Annotated in this window: 20 protein-coding genes; 11 read left to right on the top strand and 9 right to left on the bottom strand. The window is 73.1% G+C overall.

Translation table 11 applies throughout. The features are described 5' to 3' along the window. The first annotated feature begins 25 nt into the window (after positions 1–25). Positions 26–685, top strand: a complete 660-nt coding sequence (locus tag ACZ7H1_RS30960; protein WP_470791090.1) for an HAD family hydrolase — start codon at positions 26–28, stop codon at positions 683–685. A 37-nt stretch (positions 686–722) separates the two neighbouring features. Here ACZ7H1_RS30960 and ACZ7H1_RS30955 read toward each other — a convergent pair whose 3' ends face one another. Continuing rightward, a complete protein-coding gene (locus tag ACZ7H1_RS30955; protein WP_470791088.1) occupies positions 723–986 on the bottom strand; it encodes a hypothetical protein in 264 nt (87 codons plus the stop codon). Between the two features lie 176 nt (positions 987–1162). Here ACZ7H1_RS30955 and ACZ7H1_RS30950 point away from each other — a divergent pair, with 176 nt between their 5' ends. Next, complete coding sequence (locus tag ACZ7H1_RS30950; RefSeq protein WP_385144761.1) at positions 1163–1546, top strand: cold-shock protein; 384 nt, start codon at positions 1163–1165, stop codon at positions 1544–1546. Positions 1547–1637: 91 nt separating this feature from the next. Here the strand turns inward: ACZ7H1_RS30950 and ACZ7H1_RS30945 are convergent, their stop codons facing one another. The 4 genes from ACZ7H1_RS30945 to ACZ7H1_RS30930 all read right to left on the bottom strand — a co-directional run bounded on the left by ACZ7H1_RS30945 (position 1638) and on the right by ACZ7H1_RS30930 (position 5216). Next, positions 1638–2492, bottom strand: coding sequence for a 1,4-dihydroxy-6-naphthoate synthase (locus tag ACZ7H1_RS30945; RefSeq protein ID WP_470791087.1), 855 nt, complete (start codon positions 2490–2492; stop codon positions 1638–1640). Then, positions 2485–3231: a futalosine hydrolase gene (locus tag ACZ7H1_RS30940; RefSeq protein ID WP_470791085.1), complete on the bottom strand. Its 747-nt coding sequence runs from the start codon at positions 3229–3231 to the stop codon at positions 2485–2487. The genes ACZ7H1_RS30945 and ACZ7H1_RS30940 overlap by 8 nt, the downstream gene beginning before the upstream one ends. A 4-nt stretch (positions 3232–3235) precedes the next feature. Then, positions 3236–3733 carry a DUF2771 domain-containing protein gene (locus ACZ7H1_RS30935; RefSeq protein ID WP_470791084.1) on the bottom strand — a complete coding sequence of 166 codons (498 nt, stop codon included), beginning with the start codon at positions 3731–3733 and terminating at the stop codon, positions 3236–3238. 97 nt (positions 3734–3830) lie between these two features. Beyond that, complete coding sequence (locus ACZ7H1_RS30930; protein WP_470791083.1) at positions 3831–5216, bottom strand: MFS transporter; 1386 nt, start codon at positions 5214–5216, stop codon at positions 3831–3833. 310 nt (positions 5217–5526) lie between these two features. On the opposite strand from ACZ7H1_RS30930, the gene ACZ7H1_RS30925 reads away from it, so the two are divergent. Beyond that, positions 5527–6435: a DUF3027 domain-containing protein gene (locus ACZ7H1_RS30925; protein WP_470791082.1), complete on the top strand. Its 909-nt coding sequence runs from the start codon at positions 5527–5529 to the stop codon at positions 6433–6435. A 683-nt stretch (positions 6436–7118) separates the two neighbouring features. Next, the gene (locus ACZ7H1_RS30920) at positions 7119–10250 is read left to right on the top strand and encodes a sacsin N-terminal ATP-binding-like domain-containing protein (protein WP_470791081.1); all 3132 of its coding nucleotides are present in this window, start codon (positions 7119–7121) and stop codon (positions 10248–10250) included. Positions 10251–10287: 37 nt separating this feature from the next. On the opposite strand, the gene ACZ7H1_RS30915 is transcribed toward ACZ7H1_RS30920, so the two are convergent. Beyond that, positions 10288–12753 carry an HAD-IC family P-type ATPase gene (locus ACZ7H1_RS30915; RefSeq protein WP_470791080.1) on the bottom strand — a complete coding sequence of 822 codons (2466 nt, stop codon included), beginning with the start codon at positions 12751–12753 and terminating at the stop codon, positions 10288–10290. 166 nt (positions 12754–12919) lie between these two features. Beyond that, positions 12920–13213 (bottom strand): DUF2530 domain-containing protein, encoded by a 294-nt coding sequence (locus ACZ7H1_RS30910; protein ID WP_470791079.1) that lies wholly within the window; start codon positions 13211–13213, stop codon positions 12920–12922. A gap of 139 nt (positions 13214–13352) precedes the next feature. Between ACZ7H1_RS30910 and ACZ7H1_RS30905 the strand changes: the two genes are divergently transcribed. Beyond that, positions 13353–14810, top strand: coding sequence for an NCS2 family permease (locus ACZ7H1_RS30905; protein WP_470791078.1), 1458 nt, complete (start codon positions 13353–13355; stop codon positions 14808–14810). Here ACZ7H1_RS30905 and ACZ7H1_RS30900 read toward each other — a convergent pair. Continuing rightward, on the bottom strand, positions 14803–14985 hold the full coding sequence (locus tag ACZ7H1_RS30900) for a BrnA antitoxin family protein (RefSeq protein ID WP_249767154.1): 183 nt from the start codon (positions 14983–14985) through the stop codon (positions 14803–14805). The genes ACZ7H1_RS30905 and ACZ7H1_RS30900 overlap by 8 nt on opposite strands. Before the next feature lie 181 nt (positions 14986–15166). Between ACZ7H1_RS30900 and ACZ7H1_RS30895 the strand changes: the two genes are divergently transcribed. The 4 genes from ACZ7H1_RS30895 (at position 15167) to ACZ7H1_RS30880 (ending at position 18814) form a co-directional block, all read left to right on the top strand. Next, positions 15167–15604, top strand: a complete 438-nt coding sequence (locus tag ACZ7H1_RS30895) for a MarR family winged helix-turn-helix transcriptional regulator (RefSeq protein WP_470791077.1) — start codon at positions 15167–15169, stop codon at positions 15602–15604. Positions 15605–15629: 25 nt separating this feature from the next. Beyond that, positions 15630–16994: an MFS transporter gene (locus tag ACZ7H1_RS30890; protein WP_470791076.1), complete on the top strand. Its 1365-nt coding sequence runs from the start codon at positions 15630–15632 to the stop codon at positions 16992–16994. A 70-nt stretch (positions 16995–17064) separates the two neighbouring features. Next, complete coding sequence (gene thpR / locus ACZ7H1_RS30885; protein ID WP_470791075.1) at positions 17065–17643, top strand: RNA 2',3'-cyclic phosphodiesterase; 579 nt, start codon at positions 17065–17067, stop codon at positions 17641–17643. A gap of 181 nt (positions 17644–17824) precedes the next feature. Further along, complete coding sequence (locus ACZ7H1_RS30880) at positions 17825–18814, top strand: aldo/keto reductase (protein WP_470791074.1); 990 nt, start codon at positions 17825–17827, stop codon at positions 18812–18814. A gap of 264 nt (positions 18815–19078) precedes the next feature. On the opposite strand, the gene ACZ7H1_RS30875 is transcribed toward ACZ7H1_RS30880, so the two are convergent. Continuing rightward, entirely contained in the window at positions 19079–19765 is a 687-nt protein-coding gene (locus tag ACZ7H1_RS30875) for a GDSL-type esterase/lipase family protein (protein WP_470791073.1), read from the bottom strand. A gap of 99 nt (positions 19766–19864) precedes the next feature. Between ACZ7H1_RS30875 and ACZ7H1_RS30870 the strand changes: the two genes are divergently transcribed. Further along, complete coding sequence (locus ACZ7H1_RS30870; RefSeq protein WP_470791072.1) at positions 19865–20920, top strand: WD40 repeat domain-containing protein; 1056 nt, start codon at positions 19865–19867, stop codon at positions 20918–20920. A gap of 110 nt (positions 20921–21030) precedes the next feature. Then, complete coding sequence (locus ACZ7H1_RS30865; protein ID WP_470791071.1) at positions 21031–21999, top strand: hypothetical protein; 969 nt, start codon at positions 21031–21033, stop codon at positions 21997–21999. Positions 22000–22132 lie beyond the last annotated feature (133 nt).

The following is a 22132-nucleotide window of genomic DNA, read 5'->3' as shown; positions in this document are numbered from 1 at the left end:
CACGCGCCTCGGCACAATGGCGGGTATGAGCCCCGACGCCGCCACCGCGACCGACGCCCCCGCAGCCCGCCATCCGTTCACGGTCGGCTTCGACCTCGACATGACGCTGATCGACTCGCGCCCCGGCATCAAGGCCGCCTACCTGGAGCTTTCCGCGGAGACGGGGACGTACATCGACGCCGACGCGGCGATCGGGCGGCTGGGGCCGCCGCTGGACGAAGAGCTGGCGTACTGGTTCCCCGAGGACCGGATCCCGGAAGTGGCCGACCGCTACCGCGAGATCTACCCCACACACGCGATCGGCCCGACGCCCGCGATGCCGGGCGCCCGCGAGGCGATCGAAGCGGTCCGCGCGCTGGGCGGCCGCGCGATCGTCGTCACGGCGAAGCACGAGCCGAACGCCAAGCTGCACCTCGAGCACCTCGGCATGCGGCCGGACGCCGTGATCGGCTGGCTGTGGGCGGAGGCCAAGGCGGAGGCGCTGCGCGAGTACGGCGCCTCGGTGTACGTCGGCGACCACGTCGGCGACGTCCGCGGGGCCCGCACGGCGGGTGCGCTCGCGGTCTCGGTGCCGACCGGACCCTGCTCGGAGACGGAGCTGCGCGCGGCCGGTGCCGACGTGGTCCTCAAGGACCTGACGGCACTTCCGGAGTGGCTGGCCGCCCACGTGGGCGTGACGGCGTAGCGCCGCCACGGCCCGGACGCGATCTGCCCGGAAAGCCCTAGCCGCCCTGCGCGGCCTGGGTGATCCGGGCCTCGCGGCGCTGGGCCGCGGCCGACCGCAGGACCCCCGCGCCCGAGATCGCGAAGCCGACGCCCATGAGCATGCACACGGCGTAGGCGACCGGCGGGAACGGCTCGGTGCCCAGGAACAGCGGCGCCATCGTCACGAGCGTGGCGACCGCCCCGACGATGAAGACGATGCCGCCGGCCCGCACGAGCGCGTCGCCGGGGCGGGGTTCGTCGGAAACAGGAGTAGCAGTCACCCGACCAGGGTAGTTCCCTGACCGGAGCAGCCCGCAGGAAGGACCCGGAGACGTCTTGTCACCGGGCTCTGGACCATTAGCCTGGAGGTGGCGGGTCACCATGACCCGCTGTACTGCTGTCCAGAGCCGTTTTACGGCGAAACGGACCCCGACGAGCACAAGGACGAGGAACAGACGTGCCTACCGGCAAGGTCAAGTGGTTCAACAGCGAGAAGGGCTTCGGCTTTCTCTCCCGGGACGACGGCGGCGACGTCTTCGTCCACTCCTCAGTGCTCCCTGCCGGGGTAGACGCCCTCAAGCCCGGCCAGCGCGTGGAGTTCGGTGTCGTCGCCGGACAGCGCGGTGACCAGGCCCTTTCCGTGACGGTGCTGGACCCGACCCCGTCGGTCGCCGCCGCCCAGCGCCGCAAGCCGGACGAGCTCGCCTCGATCGTCCAGGACCTCACCACGCTGCTGGAGAACATCACGCCGATGCTGGAGCGCGGCCGGTACCCCGACAAGGTGCAGGGCGCGAAGATCGCCGGCCTGCTGCGGGCCGTGGCCGACCAGCTGGACGTCTAGCCGCCCGCCGGACGCCCGCGTCACACGGACGTGCCCCGCCACCCGAAGGTGTGGCGGGGCACACGTGTTTGAGGCGAAGCGCCCGCGCCGGTCACGGGAAGGCGAGGGCGTCCGGCCGCACCGCCGGTACGAGCCCCTCGGCCGCGGCCCGGGTCAGCAGCCCGCGCACGGCGGCGTACCCGGAATCCCCGAGGCCGGCCGTGAACTCGTTGACGTACAGCCCGATGTGCTGGTCCGCCACCGCCGGGTCCAGCTCCTGCGCGTGCGCCCGTACGTACGGCCGCGAGGCCTCCGGGTCGTCCCAGGCCATCCGTACCGACGTACGGGCCGCGTCCGCGAGCGCGTGCAGGGTCTGCGTGCCGAGCGACCGCTTCGCGATGATCGCGCCGAGCGGGATCGGCAGCCCGGTGGTGGACTCCCAGTGCTCGCCCATGTCGGCGAGGCAGTGCAGTCCGTAGTCCCGGTACGTGAACCGGGCCTCGTGGATCACCAGGCCGGCGTCCACCCGGCCGTCCCGCACCGCGGGCATGATCTCGTGGAACGGCATCACGATCACCGAGCCGACGCCGTCCGGCAGCACGTCCGCCGCCCACAGCCGGAACAGCAGGTACGCCGTCGACCGCTCGCTCGGCACCGCCACCGTCCGGCCCGTCAGGTCCGCGCCCGGCTCCCGGGTCAGGACCAGGGGGCCGCAGCCCCGGCCGAGCGCACCGCCGCACGGCAGCAGCGCGTACTCGTCGAGCACCCACGGCAGCACGGCGTACGACACCTTCAGCACGTCGAAGTCCGAACCGCCCGGCTCGGCCGCCCACGCGTTGGTGAGGTCGATGTCCGCGAAGGTGACGTCGAGGGCGGGAGCGTCCGGGATCCGGCCGTGCGCCCAGGCGTCGAAGACGAAGGTGTCGTTCGGGCAGGGCGAGTACGCGATCCGCAGCGCGTCAGCCATGGCGGTTCCCTCCGTGGAGTCCCTGGAAGCCCTGGAGCACGGGTACGAGCTGGTGGAAGGCCTTGCCGAGCGCGGCCAGCGCGTCGCCGATCCGCCAGCCGGAACGGTCCCGGGGCCCGACGGCGTTCGAGACGGCGCGGAGCTCCAGCACCGGCAGGCCGTGGGCCGCGGCGGCTTCGGCGACTCCGAACCCTTCCATGGCCTCGGCGCCGGCCTGGGGGTGGCGGGCCGCGAGTTCCGCCGCGCGGGCGGCGGTGCCCGTGACCGTCGACACGGTCAGGACGGGGGCCAGCAGCCCGCCGGTGGCCTCGGCGGCACGGGCCGCGAGCTCGGCGGGCGGCAGGTGCAGGGCGTGCCCGAAGCCGAGCTGTTCGACCGTCATGAAGCCGTCGGGGGTCTGCGCCCCGAGGTCGGCGGCGACGATCGCGTCGGCGACGACGAGGGAGCCGACGGGCGCGGCGGGCTGGAACCCGCCGGCGATCCCGGCGGAGACGACCAGGCCGTACGGCCGGGGGGCCGCCGCCAGGGCGGTGGCAGTGGCGGCCGCGGCGGCCGCCGGCCCCACGCCGCCGACGAGGAGGTCGACGGCGACGCCGGGCAGGTCCAGGCGGTTGATGAGGTAACCGCCCGGGAGTGCACGCGGCTCGCCGGCCGGTCCTGCGGAATCGCGGACCGGGCTCAGACCGGCGGCGACGGAGTCTGCCTCCGCCGCCACCGCCGTCACGACGAGTGCGTGCACGTGGTCACTTCTTGAGCTTGAGGGTGAAGGTCCACACGGACTGCGGCTTGCCGTCCTTGCTCAGCTGGACGAAGGCGAGCTTCTTGGACTCCGGGGCCTCGCCCTGGCCGCCGGTCGCGAAGACGTCGGCGCCGGGGAAGCTGCGGTAGGTGTTGCCGGAGGGCTCGGTGATCGGCTGTCCGTCGAGGATCGCCTGCCACTGCTTGCCGTCCTCGACGACGTCCGGCTCGACACCGAGGCGCAGGGTGTCACCGCGCGAGTATTCGATGGTCTTGGTGGCCTTGAGGCTGCTGAGGCACTCCTGGACCTTCTCAGCGGTCAGCTCGCCCGCGTCCTTGCCCTTCTGGCACTTGGCCTCGGCGGACACCGACGAGGTGCCGACCGTCACCGTCGCCAGTGGCGTCGGCTTGTCGCAGGCGGAGAGGACGAGGAGGCCGGCGGACACGGCTCCGAGGGCCGCGACGCTGCGGCGGCCCCTACCCGAGAAAAGCGGTGCGGTCATGAGCCGAAGGCTATCGGTCGCGCCCCCGCCCCGGCGCACGGGGTGCCGCTGCGAGCTGCGTTTCCCTTCCCATGCCCCACCCGGGGCCGCCGTACGGCTACGCCACCCGGGGCCGGGGCGCGCTCCCGGCGCCGGGGTGGCGGGGCGCCGAGAGGAAGCCGCGGACCGCCATCGAGGTGCCGGCGGCGACGATCGCCGCGGCCACCGACATGCCCACCGTGCCGTTCAGCGGCAGCGCGAGACCGATCGCGCCGCCCAGCACCCACGCCATCTGGAGCAACGTCTCCGACCGGGCGAACGCCGACGTGCGGACCTGCTCGGGCACGTCCCGCTGGATCATCGCGTCGAGCGACAGCTTCGCCAGGGCCTGGCAGAAGCCGGCGGTCGCGCCCAGAACCGCCATCAGGATCCCGCTGAAGAAGACCGCGGCGACGATCGCGGCGGCCAGCGTGAGGCACAGCACCGAGGCCACGATCGCCTCCGGCGCACGGGCCCGCAGCCAGGCGCCGACCGCCGTGCCGCAGGCGTTCCCGAGCCCCGCCGACACCCCGACGATGCCCAGCGACACCGCCGCGCTCTGCCCCGACAGCGGGTGCTCGCGCAGCAGGAAGGCCAGGAAGAAGATCAGGAAGCCGGAGAGCCCGCGCATCGCGGCGTTCGCCCACAGCCCGCACAGCACCGACCGGCTGACCGTACGGAACGACGGCCGCGGCGAGCGCTGCTCGTGCGTGGACAGCCGGGCCCGCCGCTCGCCCTTCGCCGAGTCCACCTTGGGCGGCATCGTGAAGGCCAGGAAGGTCCCGGCCAGGAACACCGCGCAGGCCCCGTACAGCGGCCACTGCGGCCCGATCTGGTGCAGCCCGGCGCCGATCGGCGCGGCGATGCCGGTGGCCAGCAGCCCGGCCAGCGTCACCCGGGAGTTCGCCTTCACGAGGGAGAACTTGGGCGGCAGCAGCCGCGGCACTACGGCACTGCGCACGACGCCGTACGCCTTCGAGGCCACCAGCACGCCCAGCGCCGCCGGATACAGCTCGAACCCCCCGGTCGCCACCGCGCCCGACATCAGGACCGCCAGCACCGCCCGGGTCAGCATCGCGGCCGCCATCGCCGCGCGGCGGCCGTGCGGCAGCCGGTCCAGCAGGGGACCGATGACGGGGGCGAGCAGGGTGAACGGCGCCATCGTGATCGCGAGGTACAGCGCGACCCGGCCGCGCGCCTCGTCCGTGGGGACCGAGAAGAACACGGTGGACGCGAGCGCGACGGTGACCATCATGTCGCCGGCGCCGTTCACGGCGTGCAGCTCGATCAGCCTGCCGAGCCCGGATTCCCCGGCGCCGTGGGCGTGCGTGGCCTTGCGGATCTGGCGTGCCGTACCGGTGACCGGTAGGTGCAGGGCATGCCCCAAGGCCCGTCCGGCCCGCCGGGCCCGGCCCGAGCCGTCGTCGGAAGACCGTGCGGCTGCCACCTGGCCATAGTGCCCCAAGCCACCCCCGCAGACCCGTCTCGGCACGATTCGGGCGGTCCCGCAGTCCGCGAATCGGACGTGCAGGTGGGCCCAGGGCTGGGAAGGAGGTAGCGTGCGTAGCGCGCCACCGGCGGTTGCTCTTGGCCGCGCGCCTCTCCGCGATCCCGCAGAATGGGACGCAGTAGGTGTGCCCGAGGCCGATCGGGCGCGGACGTCGACGCGGCCCTCTGGTCCGCTCCGCCCGCGCCACGTACGGACTGGACCGACGGTTGTTACGACGACAGACGGACGGCGCACTCGTGAGACGGCGTAGGAGAGAACGAGACCAGTGAGTGCTGCGACCACGCGAAGCCGTACCCCCGACCGCCTGTGCGCCGAAGCGGTCGACCTCGCCCGTGCTGCGGCGGAGGAAGCCGCCGCGCCGGGCGTCGTCGGCGAACACGTCGGCGTGGTGGCGGAGGGTGACCGTGTAGTCACCCACTTCTTCGAGTGCCGGGAAGCGGGCTACCGCGGCTGGCGCTGGGCGGTGACCGTGGCCCGCGCCTCCCGCGCGAAGGTCGTCACCCTCGACGAAACGGTGCTGCTTCCCGGCTCCGACGCGCTCCTCGCCCCCGAGTGGGTGCCGTGGAGCGAGCGGCTGCGGCCCGGTGACATGGGCCCCGGCGACCTGCTGCCCACGGACGCCGAGGACCTGCGCCTGGAGCCCGGCTACTCGGGCGAGGACGCCCCGCCGCCGAACTCCCTCGTCTCCGAGGAGATGGCCGAGCTCGTCGAGGCCGAGGACGCCGAGGTCACCGACCGGATCGTGGTACCCGAGCGGGGTTCCATCACCGCGGTCGCCGAAGAACTGGGCATGCGGCGGGCCCGCGTGCTGTCCCGGTACGGGTTGCACACCGCGGCGGACCGCTGGGACGAGTCCTTCGGCGCGAAGACGCCGATGGCACAGGCGGCGCCCGCATCCTGCGTCTCCTGCGGCTTCCTGGTCCGCATCGGCGGATCGCTCGGCCAGGCGTTCGGTGTCTGCGCGAACGAATTCGGCCCGGCGGACGGGCGGCTGGTCTCCCTGGCGTACGGCTGCGGCGGCCACTCGGAGGCCGCGGTCATGCCGAAGCCGCCGCGCCCCGCACCGCCGGTCCTCGACTCGATGCGCGCCGACGACTTCCCGCTGCGCCCGGCCCCCGACACGGGCTCCGTCCCGGCCACGGAACCGGCCGAAGCGGACCTCGGCCACTCGTAGCGAGCCCACCCGGACGGGTGACACCGCCCGCCGAACGCAACGAGCCGCCCCTCCCGTTCGCCCCGGCCCTGCGCCATCCGGCGCGGGTCCGGTCGCCGTACGCGCTCATCCGGCGCGGACGGGACCCCGCACCCGCGTCGCGTGCCGTCCGCCCGCCGGTGAGACCCGCGCGGGCGCACACCTGCCGCACCGCCGTGCGTGCCGGGCCTGCCGCCCGGTGGAATGCGGGCCCCGGCACGTATCTTCCGTGCCGCCACACGCATCTGGCGGACCGTCGGAACGATTCGGGCCGGTGGGGCTGCGCCCGCGCTCCGCGCGGGCTGGGATACCCACCCTCACCACCCGTGCGGGCCGGTGGGCACGGCTGAGGTCCCCCAGTGGGCGGCGGCGGCCCACCGTCGGCGGCTGCGCGGTCGTTCCCGCGCCCTCCCCCCGTGCCGGGCGCGCCGCCCAGGCCGGTCGGCGTCCGGGGGCGGGCGTCCGTGCCGCGCGGGCTCGTCCGGCGACGGCGGCGGTGGCCGGGTGGGGTGTGCCGCGGGCGTTGCGCCGCCCTGCGCCCCCGGCGCGCCCCCGCCCCGCGGGGGAACGGGGCGTCCGGGCGCGGACCCGTGACCGGGGGGTGGGGTGGGCGCGCGGTACCTTCGGGGCGCGGGGAACCAGCCCCGGGCGAGAACGGAGGCACCGTGAGAGCGACGGCAGCGCAAGACGGCAGCGGCGTCGACCCCTTCGCCACCGCAAGACTGCGCCGCGGTGTACTCGACTCCTGGGCCACCAGCCCGGCCCGCTTCCGCGAGGACGCCAACGCCGAGGAAGACCTCGCCCTCGGCGGCTACCGAGACCGGCTCGTCGTCGAACTCGCCCAGAACGCCGCCGACGCCGCCGCCCGCGCCGGCGTCCCCGGCCGGCTCCGGCTGACCCTGCGCCCCGGCGTCCTCGCCGTCGCCAACACCGGCGCCCCCCTCGACGCCACCGGCGTGGAGTCCCTCTCCACCCTGCGGGCCTCCGCCAAGCGCGACGCCCCCGGAACTCCCGCCCAGCCCGCCTCCGTCGGCCGCTTCGGCGTCGGCTTCGCCGCCGTCCTCGCCGTCAGCGACGAACCCGCCGTCGTCGGCCGCCACGGCGGTGTCCGCTGGTCCCTCGCCGAAGCCCGGGAGGCGGCGCGCGAAGCAGCCCAGTTCAGCCCCGGCCTCGGCGACGAGCTGCGCCGCCGCGACGGCCACGTCCCCCTGCTGCGCCTGCCGCTGCCGGCCGAAGGCACCGCCCCCGACGGCTACGACACCGTCGTCATCCTGCCGCTGCGCGACGGCGGCGCCGAAGACCTCGTGCAGCGCCTCCTCGCCGGCATCGACGACGCCCTGCTGCTCACCCTGCCCGGGCTCCGCGAAGTCGTCGTCGAGACCCCCGACGGCACCCGCACCCTGAGCCGCCGCGAAGACGGCCCGTACACCGCCGTGGACGACAGCGCCGGGGAGACCACCCGCTGGCGGACCGTGCGCCACACCGGCGCCATCGAGCCCGCCCTGCTCGCCGACCGCCCGGTCGAAGAGCGGCTGCGGCCCCACTGGACGGTGTCCTGGTCCGTGCCCGTGGGCGCCGACGGCGCCCCCGTACGGCCCGGCACCGCATCCGTCGTCCACGCCCCCACCCCCACCGACGAGCCCCTCGGCATCCCCGCCCTGCTCATCGCGTCGCTGCCCCTGGACACCGCCCGCCGCCACCCCGCACCCGGACCGCTCACCGACTTCCTCGTCGAGCGCGCCGCCGACGCCTACGCCGAACTCCTCGGCTCCTGGGAGCCGGTGAGCACCGCCCTCGTCGACCTCGTACCCGGCCCGCTCGGCAAGGGCGAACTCGACGGCGCCCTGCGGTCCGAGATCATCGCCCGGCTGCCCCGGACCGCCTTCCTGGCCCCCGCCGCACCCCCCGAGCAGCGTGAGGACGCCGAACAGACCGGCGAGCGCGCCGCCCTGCGTCCCTTCGAGGCCGAGGTCGTCGAGGGCGCCGGCGCCGACACCGTACGGGTCCTCGCCGAGGTACTGCCCACCCTGCTCCCCGCCGGGCTGGAGCGCCGCACCGAGCTGCGCACCCTCGGCGTCGGCCGCCTCCCGCTGGGCGACGCCATCGAGCGGATCGCCGGCATCGAGCGCACCCCCGACTGGTGGCACCGCCTGTACGACAGCCTCGCGGGCGTCGACCCCGACCGGCTCTCCGGACTGCCCGTACCGCTCGCCGACGGGCGCACCACCATCGGCCCCAGGCACGTCCTGCTGCCCGGCCCCGACACCCCCGCCTCCCTCGCCCGCCTCGGGCTGAAGGTCGCCCACCCGGACGCCGCCCACCCGCTGCTGGAGAAGCTCGGCGCGCTGCCCGCGAGCCCCCGGGCCGTACTGACCACCCCGCAGGTACGGGCCGCCGTCGCCGCGTCCCTGGACGCCGGGGAGATCTGGGAGGAAGACGCCCTCGACCCGGAGGAACTCGCCGAGATCGTCCTCGGGCTGGCCCGGGACGCGGGCCTGGAGGCCGGCGACGAACCCTGGCTCGCCGCGCTCGCCCTCCCCGACGAGGACGGCGAACCCGCCCCCGCCGGCGAACTCGTCCTGCCCGGCAGCCCCTTCGCCCGGGTGATGCGCGAGGGGGAACTCGCCCTGTGCGACGCCGAACTCGCCGACCGCTGGGGCGAACAGCCCCTCACCGCCTGCGGGGTGCTCGCCAACTTCCAGCTGGTCCGCGCCACCGACGTCGTCCTCGACCCGGACGAACTGGAACCGCGCGAGGGCGACTTCGCCGAACCCGACGACGCCGGACTGCTCGACGCCGTAGACGTCTGGTGCGAGGACGTGCTCGACCAGCTGCCCGACACCCCGGTACCGCCCGTCGCCACCGAGATCGTCGCCGTACGCGACCTCGACCTCGTCGACGACGACGCCTGGCCGCAGGCCCTCGCGCTGCTCGCCCAGCCCCCGCTGCGCGACGCCCTGACCCAGCCGGTCCGGGTCCTGCTGCCCGACGGCACCACGCAGACGGTCCGCCCGTACACCGCCTGGTGGCTGCGCGACCACCCGGTGCTCGACGGCCGGCGCCCGGCCGGTCTGCGCGCCGCGGGCGGCGACCCGCTGCTCGAAGGCCTCTACACCTCCGCCGACGCCACCGGATTCGAGGACGAGCAGGTGCTGCGCGCCCTCGGCGTCCGCACCTCCGTGGCCGCCCTCCTCGACGAGCCGGGCGGCGCCGCCGAGCTGCTGGGCCGCCTCGGCGACCCGGACCGCGAGGTCTCCGCGCGCCAGCTGCACGCCCTGTACGGGGCGCTGGCCGACCTCGATCCGGAGCAGGTCACCCTGCCGGACGAGCTGCGGGCCGTCGTGAACGGCGAGGTGCGGGTCGTCGACGCGGCCGACGCCGTCGTCGCGGACGCCCCCGACCTGCTGCCGCTGGCCGCGGACCTGCCGCTGCTGCCCGTCGCGCCGACGGGCGCGGCCGACCTCGCCGAGCTGCTGCAGGTGCGGCGGCTGTCGGAGACCGTACCGGCCGAGGTCAGCACCCCGGGGGAGACCCACGAGGTCCCGGACGCCGTCCGGATCCTGCTGGGGCCCGCCACGCCCGCCTCGTACGTGGAGCACGAGGAGCTGGTCGCGGGCGGTACCGAGCTGGACTGGCGCGTGACGGCGGACGGGGTGCTGCACGCGGCCACCCTGGAGGGCGTGGCGGCGGGCCTGGCCTGGTCGGCCGGGCAGTGGCCCCGCCGGTTCGAGGTGGCGGCCCTCCTGGAGGACCCGTCCCGGACCGAGGAACTGGCCCGGGACCGGTGGTTCGACTAGCTCACGCGGGTCGCACGGCCCGGGCGGGTCACGCGGCTCACGCGGGGAACTTGCGGTCCACCCAGCGGAACGAGAACTCCAGCAGGACGGCCGCCGCCGCCGCGATGGCCACGGCCGTCCACGGCATCGTCGTGCCCACCAGCTTGAGCTGGAAGAAGTCCTGGAGCCACGGGACGACCAGGACCAGCAGGAACCCGAAGCCCATCGCGCCGACCAGGCCCACCCGCCACCAGGTGTACGGCCGGGCGATGATCGCGAGCACCCACATCGACACCAGGAACAGCGTCAGGGTCGCCGCGCTGGTCTCCGCCTCGAGGGAGCCCGCGCCGGTGTAGTGGTGGCGGGCGACCAGGTACGTCAGGAAGGTGGCCGTGGCGGCGATGGCGCCGCCGGGGATGGCGTACCGCATCACGCGTTTCACGAAGTGCGGCTTGGCGCGCTCCTTGTTCGGCGCGAGGGCGAGGAAGAAGGCCGGGACGCCGATGGTGAGCGTGGACAGCAGCGTGAGGTGGCGGGGCAGGAAGGGATACTCCACCTGCGAGCACACCACCAGGACGGCGAGGAGGACGGAGTAGACCGTCTTCGTCAGGAAGAGCGTCGCCACCCGGGTGATGTTGCCGATCACCCGGCGGCCCTCGGCGACCACCGACGGCAGGGTCGCGAAGCTGTTGTTCAGCAGCACGATCTGGGCGACAGCCCGGGTGGCCTCGGAGCCCGAGCCCATCGAGACGCCGATGTCGGCATCCTTGAGCGCGAGGACGTCGTTCACGCCGTCGCCGGTCATCGCGACCGTGTGGCCGCGGGACTGGAGCGCCCCGACCATGTCCCGCTTCTGCTGCGGGGTGACCCGGCCGAAGACGGCGTTCCTGTCGAGCTCGTCGGCCATCGCGGACTGCTCGGTGGGCAGCTGCCGGGCGTCGACGGTGTTCTCCGCGCCGGGCAGTCCGAGCTTCCCGGCGACCGCGGAGACGGAGACGGCGTTGTCACCGGAGATGACCTTCGCGTGGACGTTCTGCTCGTCGAAGTAGCGCAGGGTGTCGGCCGCGTCGGGGCGCAGCCGCTGTTCGAGGACGACGAGTGCGGTGGGGCGCACCCCGTGGGCGACCTGGGGGTCGTCCAGTTCGCGGGCCGACCTGGCCAGCAGCAGGACGCGCAGGCCCTGCTGGTTGAGGTGGTCGATCTCCTGCAGGGCCGGGTCGCCGGTGGCGAGCAGGACGTCGGGGGCGCCGAGCAGCCAGGTGGAGTTCTCGCCGTCGCCCTCGCTGAAGCTGGCGCCGCTGTACTTGCGGGCGGAGGAGAAGGGCAGCGATTCGGTGCAGCGCCACTCGTCGCTGTCGGGGTAGGCGTCGATGACGGCCTGGAGGCTGGCGTTGGGGCGGGGGTCGGACTCGCCGAGGGCGCCGAGGACCTTCTTCACGTACGCGGGCTCGGCACCGCCGAGGGTGCGCAGCTCGGTGACGTCCATGCCGCCTTCGGTGAGCGTGCCGGTCTTGTCGAGGCAGACCACGTCGACGCGGGCGAGGCCCTCGATGGCGGGGAGCTCCTGGACCAGGCACTGCTTGCGGCCGAGGCGGATGACGCCGATGGCGAAGGCGACGGAGGTGAGGAGGACCAGGCCCTCGGGGATCATCGGGACGATGCCGCCGACGGTGCGGGCGATGGCGTCGCGGAGGTTGTTGTCCTTGACGACGAGCTGGCTGATGATCAGGCCGATGGAGGTCGGGATCATCATCCAGGTGACGTACTTGAGGATGGTGGAGATGCCGCTGCGCAGTTCGGAGTGGACCAGGGTGAAGCGGCTGGCCTCCTCCGCGAGCTGGGCCGCGTAGGCCTCGCGGCCGACCTTGGTGGCGGTGAAGGCGCCGCCGCCGGCGACCACGAACGACCCGGACATGACCTGGTCGCCGGGCTTCTTCAGGACGGGGTCGGCCTCGCCGGTCAGCAGCGACTCGTCGATCTCCAGTCCGTCGGCCTCGCCGACCACGCCGTCGACGACGACCTTGTCGCCGGGGCCGAGTTCGATGACGTCGTCGAGGACGATCTCGGAGGTGGAGAGCTCGACGGACGATCCGTCGCGGCGGACGCTGGGTTTGGCCTCGCCGATGACGGCCAGCCCGTCGAGGGTCTTCTTGGCGCGCAGCTCCTGGATGATGCCGATGCCGGTGTTCGCGATGATCACGAAGCCGAACAGGCTGTCCTGGATCGGCGCGACGATCAGCATGATCACCCAGAGGACGCCGATGATGGCGTTGAAGCGGGTGAAGACGTTGCCGCGGACGATGTCGGCGGTGGAGCGGCTGCTGCGGACGGGGACGTCGTTGACGTCGCCGCGGGCGACGCGTTCGGCCACCTCGGCGGTGCCGAGGCCGCCGGGCCGGAAGCGGGGGGCGGGTGGCGCGACCGGATGCACCGGGTCGAGCTCCGCACCCGCGTCGATGGAGGCGGTTCCGGTGCCTCCGCCCGGCTCCGGTCCTTCGGTGTTGATCTTCGCCCGCTGGGTCATGCATTCGACGGTACGGGCGGTTCGAACGCTTCACCCGCCGAGTGGCCGGAAGATCCGACCAGGGGATGAGGGGAAGTCCTCCCCTGGTAGCCCCTCGGGTGGTCCGGGGGTCCGGTGGTGCCACCCGGACCGGCCGGGGTGCGCCCGGGGCCGGCCGCCGCCGGAGCTAGCCGGGCTGTCCGGCGGCGTGGTCCTGCTCTCCCGCGAGGGCCTGTTCCGCCGCGTGCCGCTTGAGGGCGGCGTCGCGCCCGCGGACGTACCAGATGCCGATGAGGCCGAGGCCGCCGCCGGCCGCGAAGGTCCACAGCCACCACAGGTGTCCGTGCTCGGCGAACCAGCCGTAGAACGGCAGCTGCGCCAGGAAGAGGACGAAGTAGAGGATCGTCCCGCCGGTGATGGTCGCGACCACGGGCCCCTCGAGGGGCTCGGGTGCCTCGTGCTGGGGGGTCCACTTCGCCATACGGCCAGTCTAGGTGGCGTCCGCGGGGGTCTACGCGCGGAGATGGACTGGCTCTCGTTCATGTGTTCATACTGAAACGGTTTGCCTGTGACGGGATTCGATCGTACGAACCCACCAAACGAACCACATTGAGGACCGAATGAGCACCTCGGCCCCCGCCGCTGCGGCGACTGCCCCCGAGCCCCCGTCCCCGCAGGGGGTGACGGCTCTGGACCGTTACTTCAAGATCTCCGAGCGCGGTTCCACGGTCGCCCGCGAGGTCCGGGGCGGCTTCGCCACCTTCTTCGCGATGGCCTACATCATCGTGCTGAACCCGATCATCCTCGGCAGCGCGAAGGACATGTACGGCCACCAGCTCGACGGCGGCCAGCTGGTCACCGCCACCGTGCTGACCGCGGCCTTCTCCACCCTCCTCATGGGCGTGATCGGCAACGTCCCCATCGCGCTGGCCGCCGGTCTCGGCGTCAACACCGTCGTGGCCCTCCAGCTCGCCCCCCGGATGAGCTGGGCGGACGCGATGGGCATGGTGGTGCTCGCCGGTTTCGTGGTGATGCTGCTGGTGGCCACCGGCCTGCGCGAGCGGGTCATGAACGCCGTCCCGCTGGGCCTGCGCAAGGGCATCGCGATCGGCATCGGCCTCTTCATCATGCTGATCGGCCTGGTCGACTCGGGCTTCGTCTCCCGGATCCCGGACGCCGCGCACACCACGGTCCCGCTCCAGCTCGGCAGCAACGGCCACCTGCACGGCTGGCCCGTCCTGGTCTTCGTCCTGGGCGTACTGCTGACCCTCGCGCTGATCATCCGCAAGACGCCGGGCGCGATCCTCATCTCCATCGTCGTCATGACGGTGATCGCGGTCGCCATCCAGCTGATCGCCGCGCTCCCGGGTCAGGCCTGGGGCCTGACCGTCCCGGAGTGGCCGGGCAACCCGGTCGCGGCGCCGGACTTCGGACTGATCGGCGAGGTCAGCCTGTTCGGCGGCTTCGGGAAGGTCGGCCTGCTGACCGGCCTGCTCTTCGTCTTCACCGTGCTGCTGTCCTGCTTCTTCGACGCCATGGGCACGATCCTCGGCGTCGGCGACGAGGCCAAGCTGATGAAGGAGGACGGCGGCTTCCCGGGCATCAACAAGGTCCTGATCGTGGACGGCATCGCCGTCGCGGCCGGCGGCGCCACTTCCGCCTCCGCGAACACGTGCTTCGTCGAGTCCACGGCCGGAGTCGGCGAGGGTGCCCGTACGGGCCTGGCGAGCGTCGTGACCGGCGCGCTCTTCGCCGTGGCGCTCTTCCTCACCCCGCTGGCCACGATGGTCCCGTCCCAGGCGGCCACCCCGGCCCTGGTCGCGGTCGGCTTCCTGATCCTGGCGGGCTCGGTCAAGGACATCGACTGGAGCGACTTCACCATCGCGGTGCCGGCGTTCCTGGCGATGCTGATGATGCCGTTCACGTACTCGATCACCAACGGCATCGGCACCGGCTTCATCGCCTTCTGCGCGCTGCGGCTGGCGACCGGCCGGGGCCGTGAGGTCCCCGCGGCGATGTACGTCGTGTCGGCGGTGTTCGTCTTCTACTACGCGATGCCGGCCCTCGGCCTCACGTAAGCCCGTAGAACTTCTCCGTCTCGTCGACCGCCGCCTTGAAGCGCTCGTCGAAGTCATCGCGAATGAGCGTCCGGACCACGTAGTCCTGGACGCTCATTCCGCGTTTTGCGGCGTGGTGCCGGAGCCGGTCCAGCAGCTCCCCGTCTATCCGCATGCTGAGCACGTGTGTCCCCATGCGGACAGGGTCGGGGCAGACAGGCGTACGGTGCGTCACTTTCCGGCGGTCTCTCACCCGTACGGGTGACACGTGCAGACGGGCCGCTGATGCGCGCCGGCGGGTGGGTCGGGCCCCGCGCGCACGGGGCTCCGGGGAATCCCGTGGTATTTAGACTGAGTAATGAGTTACGCTAAGGAACATGCGTGACCTTTCCCATGGCGACGACGCAGCCGCCGTGAACGATCTCCGCTCCGCCGTCATGCGGCTGGGCCGGCGCCTGAAGCACCAGCGCGTCGACGAATCGCTGAGCCCGACCGAGATGTCGGTCCTCGGCACCCTCGCCCGCTGCGGCTCGGCCACCCCCGGTGAGCTGGCCCGCAGGGAGCACGTCCAGCCCCCGTCGATGACCCGCATCGTGGCGCTGCTGGAGGCCAAGGGACTGGTCAGGCTGGAGCCGCACCCGGACGACCGCCGCCAGAAGGTGGTCAGCCAGACGGAGGAGGCCGAAGCGATGCTCGAAGAGAGCCGTCGCAAGCGCAACGCCTTCCTGGCCCGGCTCGCGGCCGAGCTCGACGAGGACGAATGGGCCAAGCTCCGCGAAGCCGCACCCGTCCTGGAGAAGCTCGCCCACCTGTAAGCAGCACACAAGGAGGCGAACGCCCTTGAGTACGGGAACCGGAGCAGACTCCGCCCCCGGACCGACACCCACCCCTACCCCACCCGCCCGCACGGGCACCGCGCGCAAGAACTCGATGTTCAGCTCGCTGAAGATCCGGAACTACCGGCTCTTCGCCACCGGCCAGGTCGTCTCCAACACCGGCACCTGGATGCAGCGCATCGCGCAGGACTGGCTCGTCCTCTCGCTGACCGGATCCGCCTCCGCCGTCGGCATCACGATCGCCCTCCAGTTCCTGCCGATGCTGCTCTTCGGGCTCTACGGCGGCGTACTCGCCGACCGGCTGCCCAAGCGGCCGCTGCTGATCGCCACCCAGTCCGCGATGGCCCTGACCGGCCTGGCCCTCGCCGCCCTGACCCTGTCCGGACAGGTCCAGGTCTGGCACGTCTACCTGACGGCCTTCCTCGCCGGACTCGTCACCGTCGTGGACAACCCGGCCCGGCAGTCGTTCGTGCACGAGATGGTCGGCCCGGCGCAGGTCGCCAACGCCGTCTCGCTGAACTCCGCGAACTTCCAGTCCGCCCGGCTCGTCGGCCCCGCCGTCGCCGGCGTGCTGATCGCCGCCGTCGGCAGCGGCTACGCCTTCCTCTTCAACGGGCTGTCGTTCCTCGCACCGATCGCCGGCCTGCTGATGATGCGCCCGGCCGAGCTGCACCGCGTCGAGCAGGTGCCGCGCGCGAAGGGCCAGCTGCGGGAAGGCCTGCGGTACGTCTCGCAGCGCCCGGAACTGATCTGGCCGATCGTGCTCATCGGCTTCATCGGCACCTTCGGCTTCAACTTCGCCGTCTGGCTGTCGGCGTTCGCCGACGACGTCTTCCACAGCGGCGCCGGCACGTACGGACTGCTCAACAGCCTGCTCGCGGCCGGCTCCCTCGCGGGCGCACTGCTCGCCGCCAGGCGCGGCACCGCACGCCTGCGGGTGCTCGTCGCCGCGGCCGTCGCCTTCGGCGCGCTGCTGACCCTGGCGCCGTTCGCGCCGAGCTTCTGGGTCTTCGCCGCCCTGCTCGTGCCCCTGGGCATGTTCGGGCTCACGGTGAACGTCACCGCGAACTCCGGCGTGCAGATGGCCACCGACCCCGAGATGCGGGGCCGGGTCATGGCCCTCTTCATGATGGTGTTCACCGGCGGCACCCCGCTGGGCGCGCCCCTGGTCGGCTGGATCACGGACACGTACGGCGCCCGGATCGGCATGGCGGCCGGCGGGCTGGCGTCCGTACTGGCGGCCCTCGCGGTCGGCCTCGTACTGGCCCGGGTCGGCGGCCTGCGCCTGCGCGTGGACCTGCGCCCCGGCCACCCCCACGTGGCCCTCGTACCGCGCAGGACCGCCCCGGAGGTGCTGGCGGCGGCGTAGGACGAAGCAGCCGGGGGCCTGATCCGGCAGAACGCCGAGGCGACGACGGGTCAGGCCCTAACCTCGGATCATGAGACTGTTCGCCGCCGTCCTGCCGCCCCCGGCCGCAGTCGCCGAACTGCGGTCCGCCCTCGCCGGCCTGCGGCAGGAGCTGCCGCCCGACGACCGCCTCCGCTGGACCGGCGAGCCGGGCTGGCACTTCACCCTCGCCTTCATGGGCGAGGTGGACCCGGGGCTCCTCGACGAGCTGCACGTCCGCCTCGCCCGCGCCGCCCACCGCACCGAGCCCTTCCCGCTGCGGCTGCACGGCTCCGGCCACTTCGGCCACCGCGCCCTGTGGGTCGGCGCGGCCGGCGGGCTCGACCGGATGCGGCTGCTCGCCGACCGCGCCGACGCCGCGGCGCGCCGGTCCGGGATCCCGATGGACCAGCACCGGCGCTACACCCCGCACCTCACCGTCGCCCGCAGCCGCACCGACATCCCCCTGCACCCGTACACCGAGGGGCTCGCCGCCTTCGAGGGCACGTCCTGGCAGGTCGCAGAGGTGAGCCTGGTCCGCAGCAACCTGCCCGTGAGCGGCGTGCCCGGCGAGCAGCCGCGGTACGAGGTCGTGGGCTCCTGGCCCCTGGAAGGGGCCGGGCACGAGTGACCCGAGGGGTTCGTTACGCTCGATACGTGGATCCGAAGACCAGAAACCGCGTAATGGCCGGTGTACTCGTGCTCATGTTCGTCGTCGTCGCCGTGGCAGCCGCGGTCGGCCAGTAACCCGTAACCCGTCACTCCCGGGCACCCTTGCCTCGAGTGCGCTCGAAGCAGTTGGCTTGTGCCCCATGAAGTACACACAGCTCGGACGCACCGGACTCAAGGTCAGCCGACTCGTACTCGGCACGATGAACTTCGGCCCCCAGACGGACGAACCCGCCAGCCACGCGATCCTGGACGCCGCGCTCGACGCGGGCCTGAACTTCGTGGACACCGCGAACGTCTACGGCTGGGGTGAGAACAAGGGCCGCACCGAGGAGATCCTCGGCACGTGGTTCGCCCAGGGCGGCGGCCGGCGCGAGAAGACGGTGCTCGCGACCAAGGTCTACGGCTCCATGTCCCGCGAGGGCGACACGTGGCCCAATGAGGACCGGCTGTCCGCGCTGAACATCCGCCGGGCCGTCGAGGCCAGCCTCAAGCGGCTCCGGACCGACTACATCGACGTCTACCAGTTCCACCACATCGACCGCCGGACCCCGTTCGAGGAGATCTGGCAGGCGGTCGACGTACTGATCCGGCAGGGCAAGATCCTCTACGCCGGGTCCTCGAACTTCCCGGGCTACAAGATCGCGCAGGCGAACGAGACGGCGGCCCGCCGCGGGATGGTCGGACTGGTCAGCGAGCAGTGCCTGTACAACCTCGCCGAGCGGCGCGCCGAGATGGAGGTCATCCCGGCCGCGCAGGACTACGGGCTCGGGGTGATCCCCTGGTCCCCGCTGCACGGCGGACTGCTCGGCGGAGTGATCAAGAAGGAGTCGGAGGGCGGCCGCCGCGCCGGCGGGCGATCGGCGGACGCGCTCGCCAACAGCACGGTGCGCGCACAGGTCCAGGCGTACGAGGACCTGCTCGACAAGCACGGTCTGGAGCCCGGGGAGACGGCCCTGGCCTGGCTGCTGACCCGGCCCGGAGTCACCGGTCCCATCGTCGGGCCGCGTACGGCCGGGCAGCTGGAGAGCGCCCTGCGCGCCCTGGAGCTGGAGCTGGGCGAAGAGGTGCTGGCGGCGCTGGACGAGATCTTCCCCGGCCCGGGTCCCTCGCCGGAGGCCTTCGCCTGGTGAGCACGTAGCCGTCTGCGTCTGCGTCCGTACAACCATCCGAACCCCCCGGCGGTCTCACCGGCAGACCATCAGCACCACACACGGGGGTACAGAACGTGCACGGACCACAGCGCGGTCTCCGCAGGAGCGCGCCGGCCGCTGTGACGGTCGCCGCATTCACGGTCGGCCTGGGAACCACTACCGGTTCGGAGATCCGGACCACTGAGGTCCGCGGCGGTCCGGGCCTGCGGACCCGTAGTGGTTCCAGGCCCCGCCCCGGGGGGCTCAGGCGGGGAACTCGTACGGGGCGCCGATGCCCCAGGCCTGGTGGAGGGCATCGGCGAACTCGCCCGCCAGACGGCACTCGCCCGAGGCGTTCGGGTGCGTGCCGTCGTACGTGTCGTAGTGGACGTCGTAGTCCTTCGGGCGCGCCGCCAGCAGCAGGGGCGAGGCGGGCGTCGACAGGTCGGCGACCGCCTTGGCCAGCAGCTCGTTGAAGCGCGCGCACTCCGCCGCGAACGGCTCGTCGGACTCGGCGCGGACGTTGGGTATCACCGGGAGCATGACCATGCGGATCCCGGGACGGGTCGCGCGCGCCTCCGCCACGAAGCGGCGGGCGTTCTCGGCGGTCTCGTCCGCGGCCGTGTAGAAGCCGAGGTCGATCAGGCCGAGCGAGATCAGCAGCACGTCCGGCTTGTGCGTCCGTACGGTCTCGCCGATCAGCGGGGCCATGTGCTGCCAGCCCTCGCCCCAGCCCGCGAGGTGGCGGCGGGCGTGCGCGGGGAAGGCCGAGTCGGCGTACTCCTGGGAGACGGGCGCGTCGGCGAAGGTGTCGTACACCTCGGTGCGCGGCCCGACGATCTTGTACGGGCCGCCGAAACTGGCATTGAGGTGCTGCCACATGCGGTAGCGCCAGGTGTAGTCGCCGGCGCGTCCGATGGTCATGGAGTCCCCGACGAACATGAAACGCATCCGGTCATCATCCTGGATGCGCGGGGATCGGCAGACGCGCGCTGCTGTGAGCCTGACCACGCGGGGTTCGCCGGCGGCGGGGGTGGCAGTCTGGGGGGTATGCGCCTGCGACCCGTACCGAGTGCCGCCGTCCTGTCCCTCCTCGCCGTGCCCGGACTCCTGTGGGTGCCGGCCGGGGCCGCCGCGGCGGCCGAAGGGCCGGGCACCTCCTCCTTCACGATCGCGGACCCGCGGATCACGGAGTCCAGCGGCCTGGCGGCGAGCAGGGCGCACCCCGGCGTGTACTGGACGCACAACGACAGCGCGGACGGCCCCTATCTGTACGGGGTCGACTCGGCGACCGGGCGGACGGTGGCCCGGATCACCATGACGGGCGTCGGCCGCCCGCGTGACGTGGAGGCGGTCTCGCTGGGCCCGGACGGGAATCTGTACGTCGGCGACATCGGCGACAACAAGGACGGCTCCTGGGACCGCGTCTGGATCTACCGGCTCCCGGAACCGGCCGAGTTGGGGAACGTGACCGTCAAGGCCACTCAGTTCACGGTCCGTTACGCCGACGGGGCGCGCAACGCCGAGGGCCTGATGGTGCATCCGGTGACGGGCCGGGTGTACATCGCGAGCAAGAACGAGGACCGGGGCGGGCTGTACGAGGGCCCGGCCCGGCTGAGTACCTCGGGGCCGAACGTGTTCCGCCGGGTGGCGGACCTGCCGTGGGTGACGGACGGGGCGTTCTCGCCGGACGGGAAGCGGCTGACGGTGCGCGGCTACTTCTTCGCCGAGACGTACGCGTGGCGGGGCGGCAGGCCGTCGGGCGAGCCCACGCGCGAGTCCGCGCCCTTCCAGGCGCAGGCGGAGTCGGTCGCGTACGCGCCGGACGGCTCGGCGCTGATGTTCGGCTCGGAGGGCGCGGGGAGCCGGGTGGTGGCGGTGCCCGTGGAGAAGACGGGCGGGGAGCCGGGCGAGAAGCAGGGCGACGGTCAAGGGGACGCGGGGAAGGCCGGGGCGTCCGGTTCCGGCGGCGCGTCGAAGGGACAGGGGCAGACGCAGGGGCAGGCGGCCGTCGAAGGCGGGAACTTCACCGTCGGTGCGATCGCGCTGGCGGTGGCCACGGTGGTGGTGCTCGGGCTGAAGCGGCTCGTGCGGCGAGGTGGGTGACGGGCACTCACGGGTGCAGTAGCGGGAGCGGGCTCCGGTTGCGGGCAGCTGACGGCTGATCAGTAGTGGGTGGGGTAGTCCCCGTCCCCACTCCCGTGAAGGAGAAGCAGTTGCGTCCCACAACCCGCTTCGTCGTCCCCGCCGTGGTGTCCATGGCCTTGCTGGGTGCCTCACCCGGTCTGGCCGGTGCCGCGAACGCGCCCGACCGGCACACCGCGGCGGTCCAGTCGGCCGTGCAGGCCGCGAAGGCCAAGCAGATCCCGGGCACGGAGGCGCTGCTCCAGCAGGTGCAGTCGCTGGGTGCCGTCGGCGATGTGCTCAAACCGGTCACCGAACTGCTGGAGGCGGTCCTCAAGGCACCCGAAGGCAAGCTCCCGCAGGCGGACCTGGACAAGCACCTCGCGGCGATCAAGGCGGCCGTCGACAAGCTCAAGGCATCGCTGCCGAAGGCGCCGGTGGAGCTGCCGAAGCCGCCCGTGGACCTCCCGGTCGACCCGCCGGCCCTGCCCGTCGACCCGCCGGCCCTGCCCGTGGAGCCGCCGAAGCTTCCGGTGGACACGCCGCAACTGCCCGTGGAAGCCCCGAAGCTCCCGGTCGAGGCTCCGAAGCTGCCCGTCGAGGCCCCCAAGCTCCCGGTGGAAGCCCCGAAGCTGCCGGTCGAGGCGCCCAAGCTGCCGGTGGAGGCGCCCAAGCTGCCGGTGGAGGCGCCCAAGCTGCCCGTCGCGGCCAGGGCGGCCGCTCCGCTCGACCTGGTCACCGGCGCCCTCGACGGTCTGCTCAAGTCCGTCGAAGCGCTGACGAAGGCCGCCGGGCCGTGCGGTTGTGTCTCCGACGTCACCGGCAAGGCGACCGACGTGGTCACCGGCCTCGTCAACACGGTGGTGGCGCTGGTCCTCGGCGCGGGTCTGCCGCTGCCCAACCTGCCGGGTCTGCCCACGCTGCCCAAGCTGCCGGTGGACGCCCCGGTGCCGGTGCCGCCGCTCCCCGTGGAGCCGCCCGCGCTCCCGGTGGAGGCACCGAAGCTCCCCGTGGAAGCCCCGAAGCTCCCGGTCGACGCACCGAAGCTGCCGGTCGCATGAGCGGCGGCGCGGGCGCGATAGCCACAGGTGGGATAGCCACAGTGGTCGTGGGGGGGGGGGGGGGGGGGGGGGGGGGGGGAGAGGTGGGGGGGGGGGGGGGGGGGGCCTGGGGGGGGGGCGGGGAGAGGAAGAG

This window comes from Streptomyces sp. NPDC037401 (genome assembly GCF_055602345.1).
This window is presented reverse-complemented; position numbering and strand designations above follow the sequence as displayed.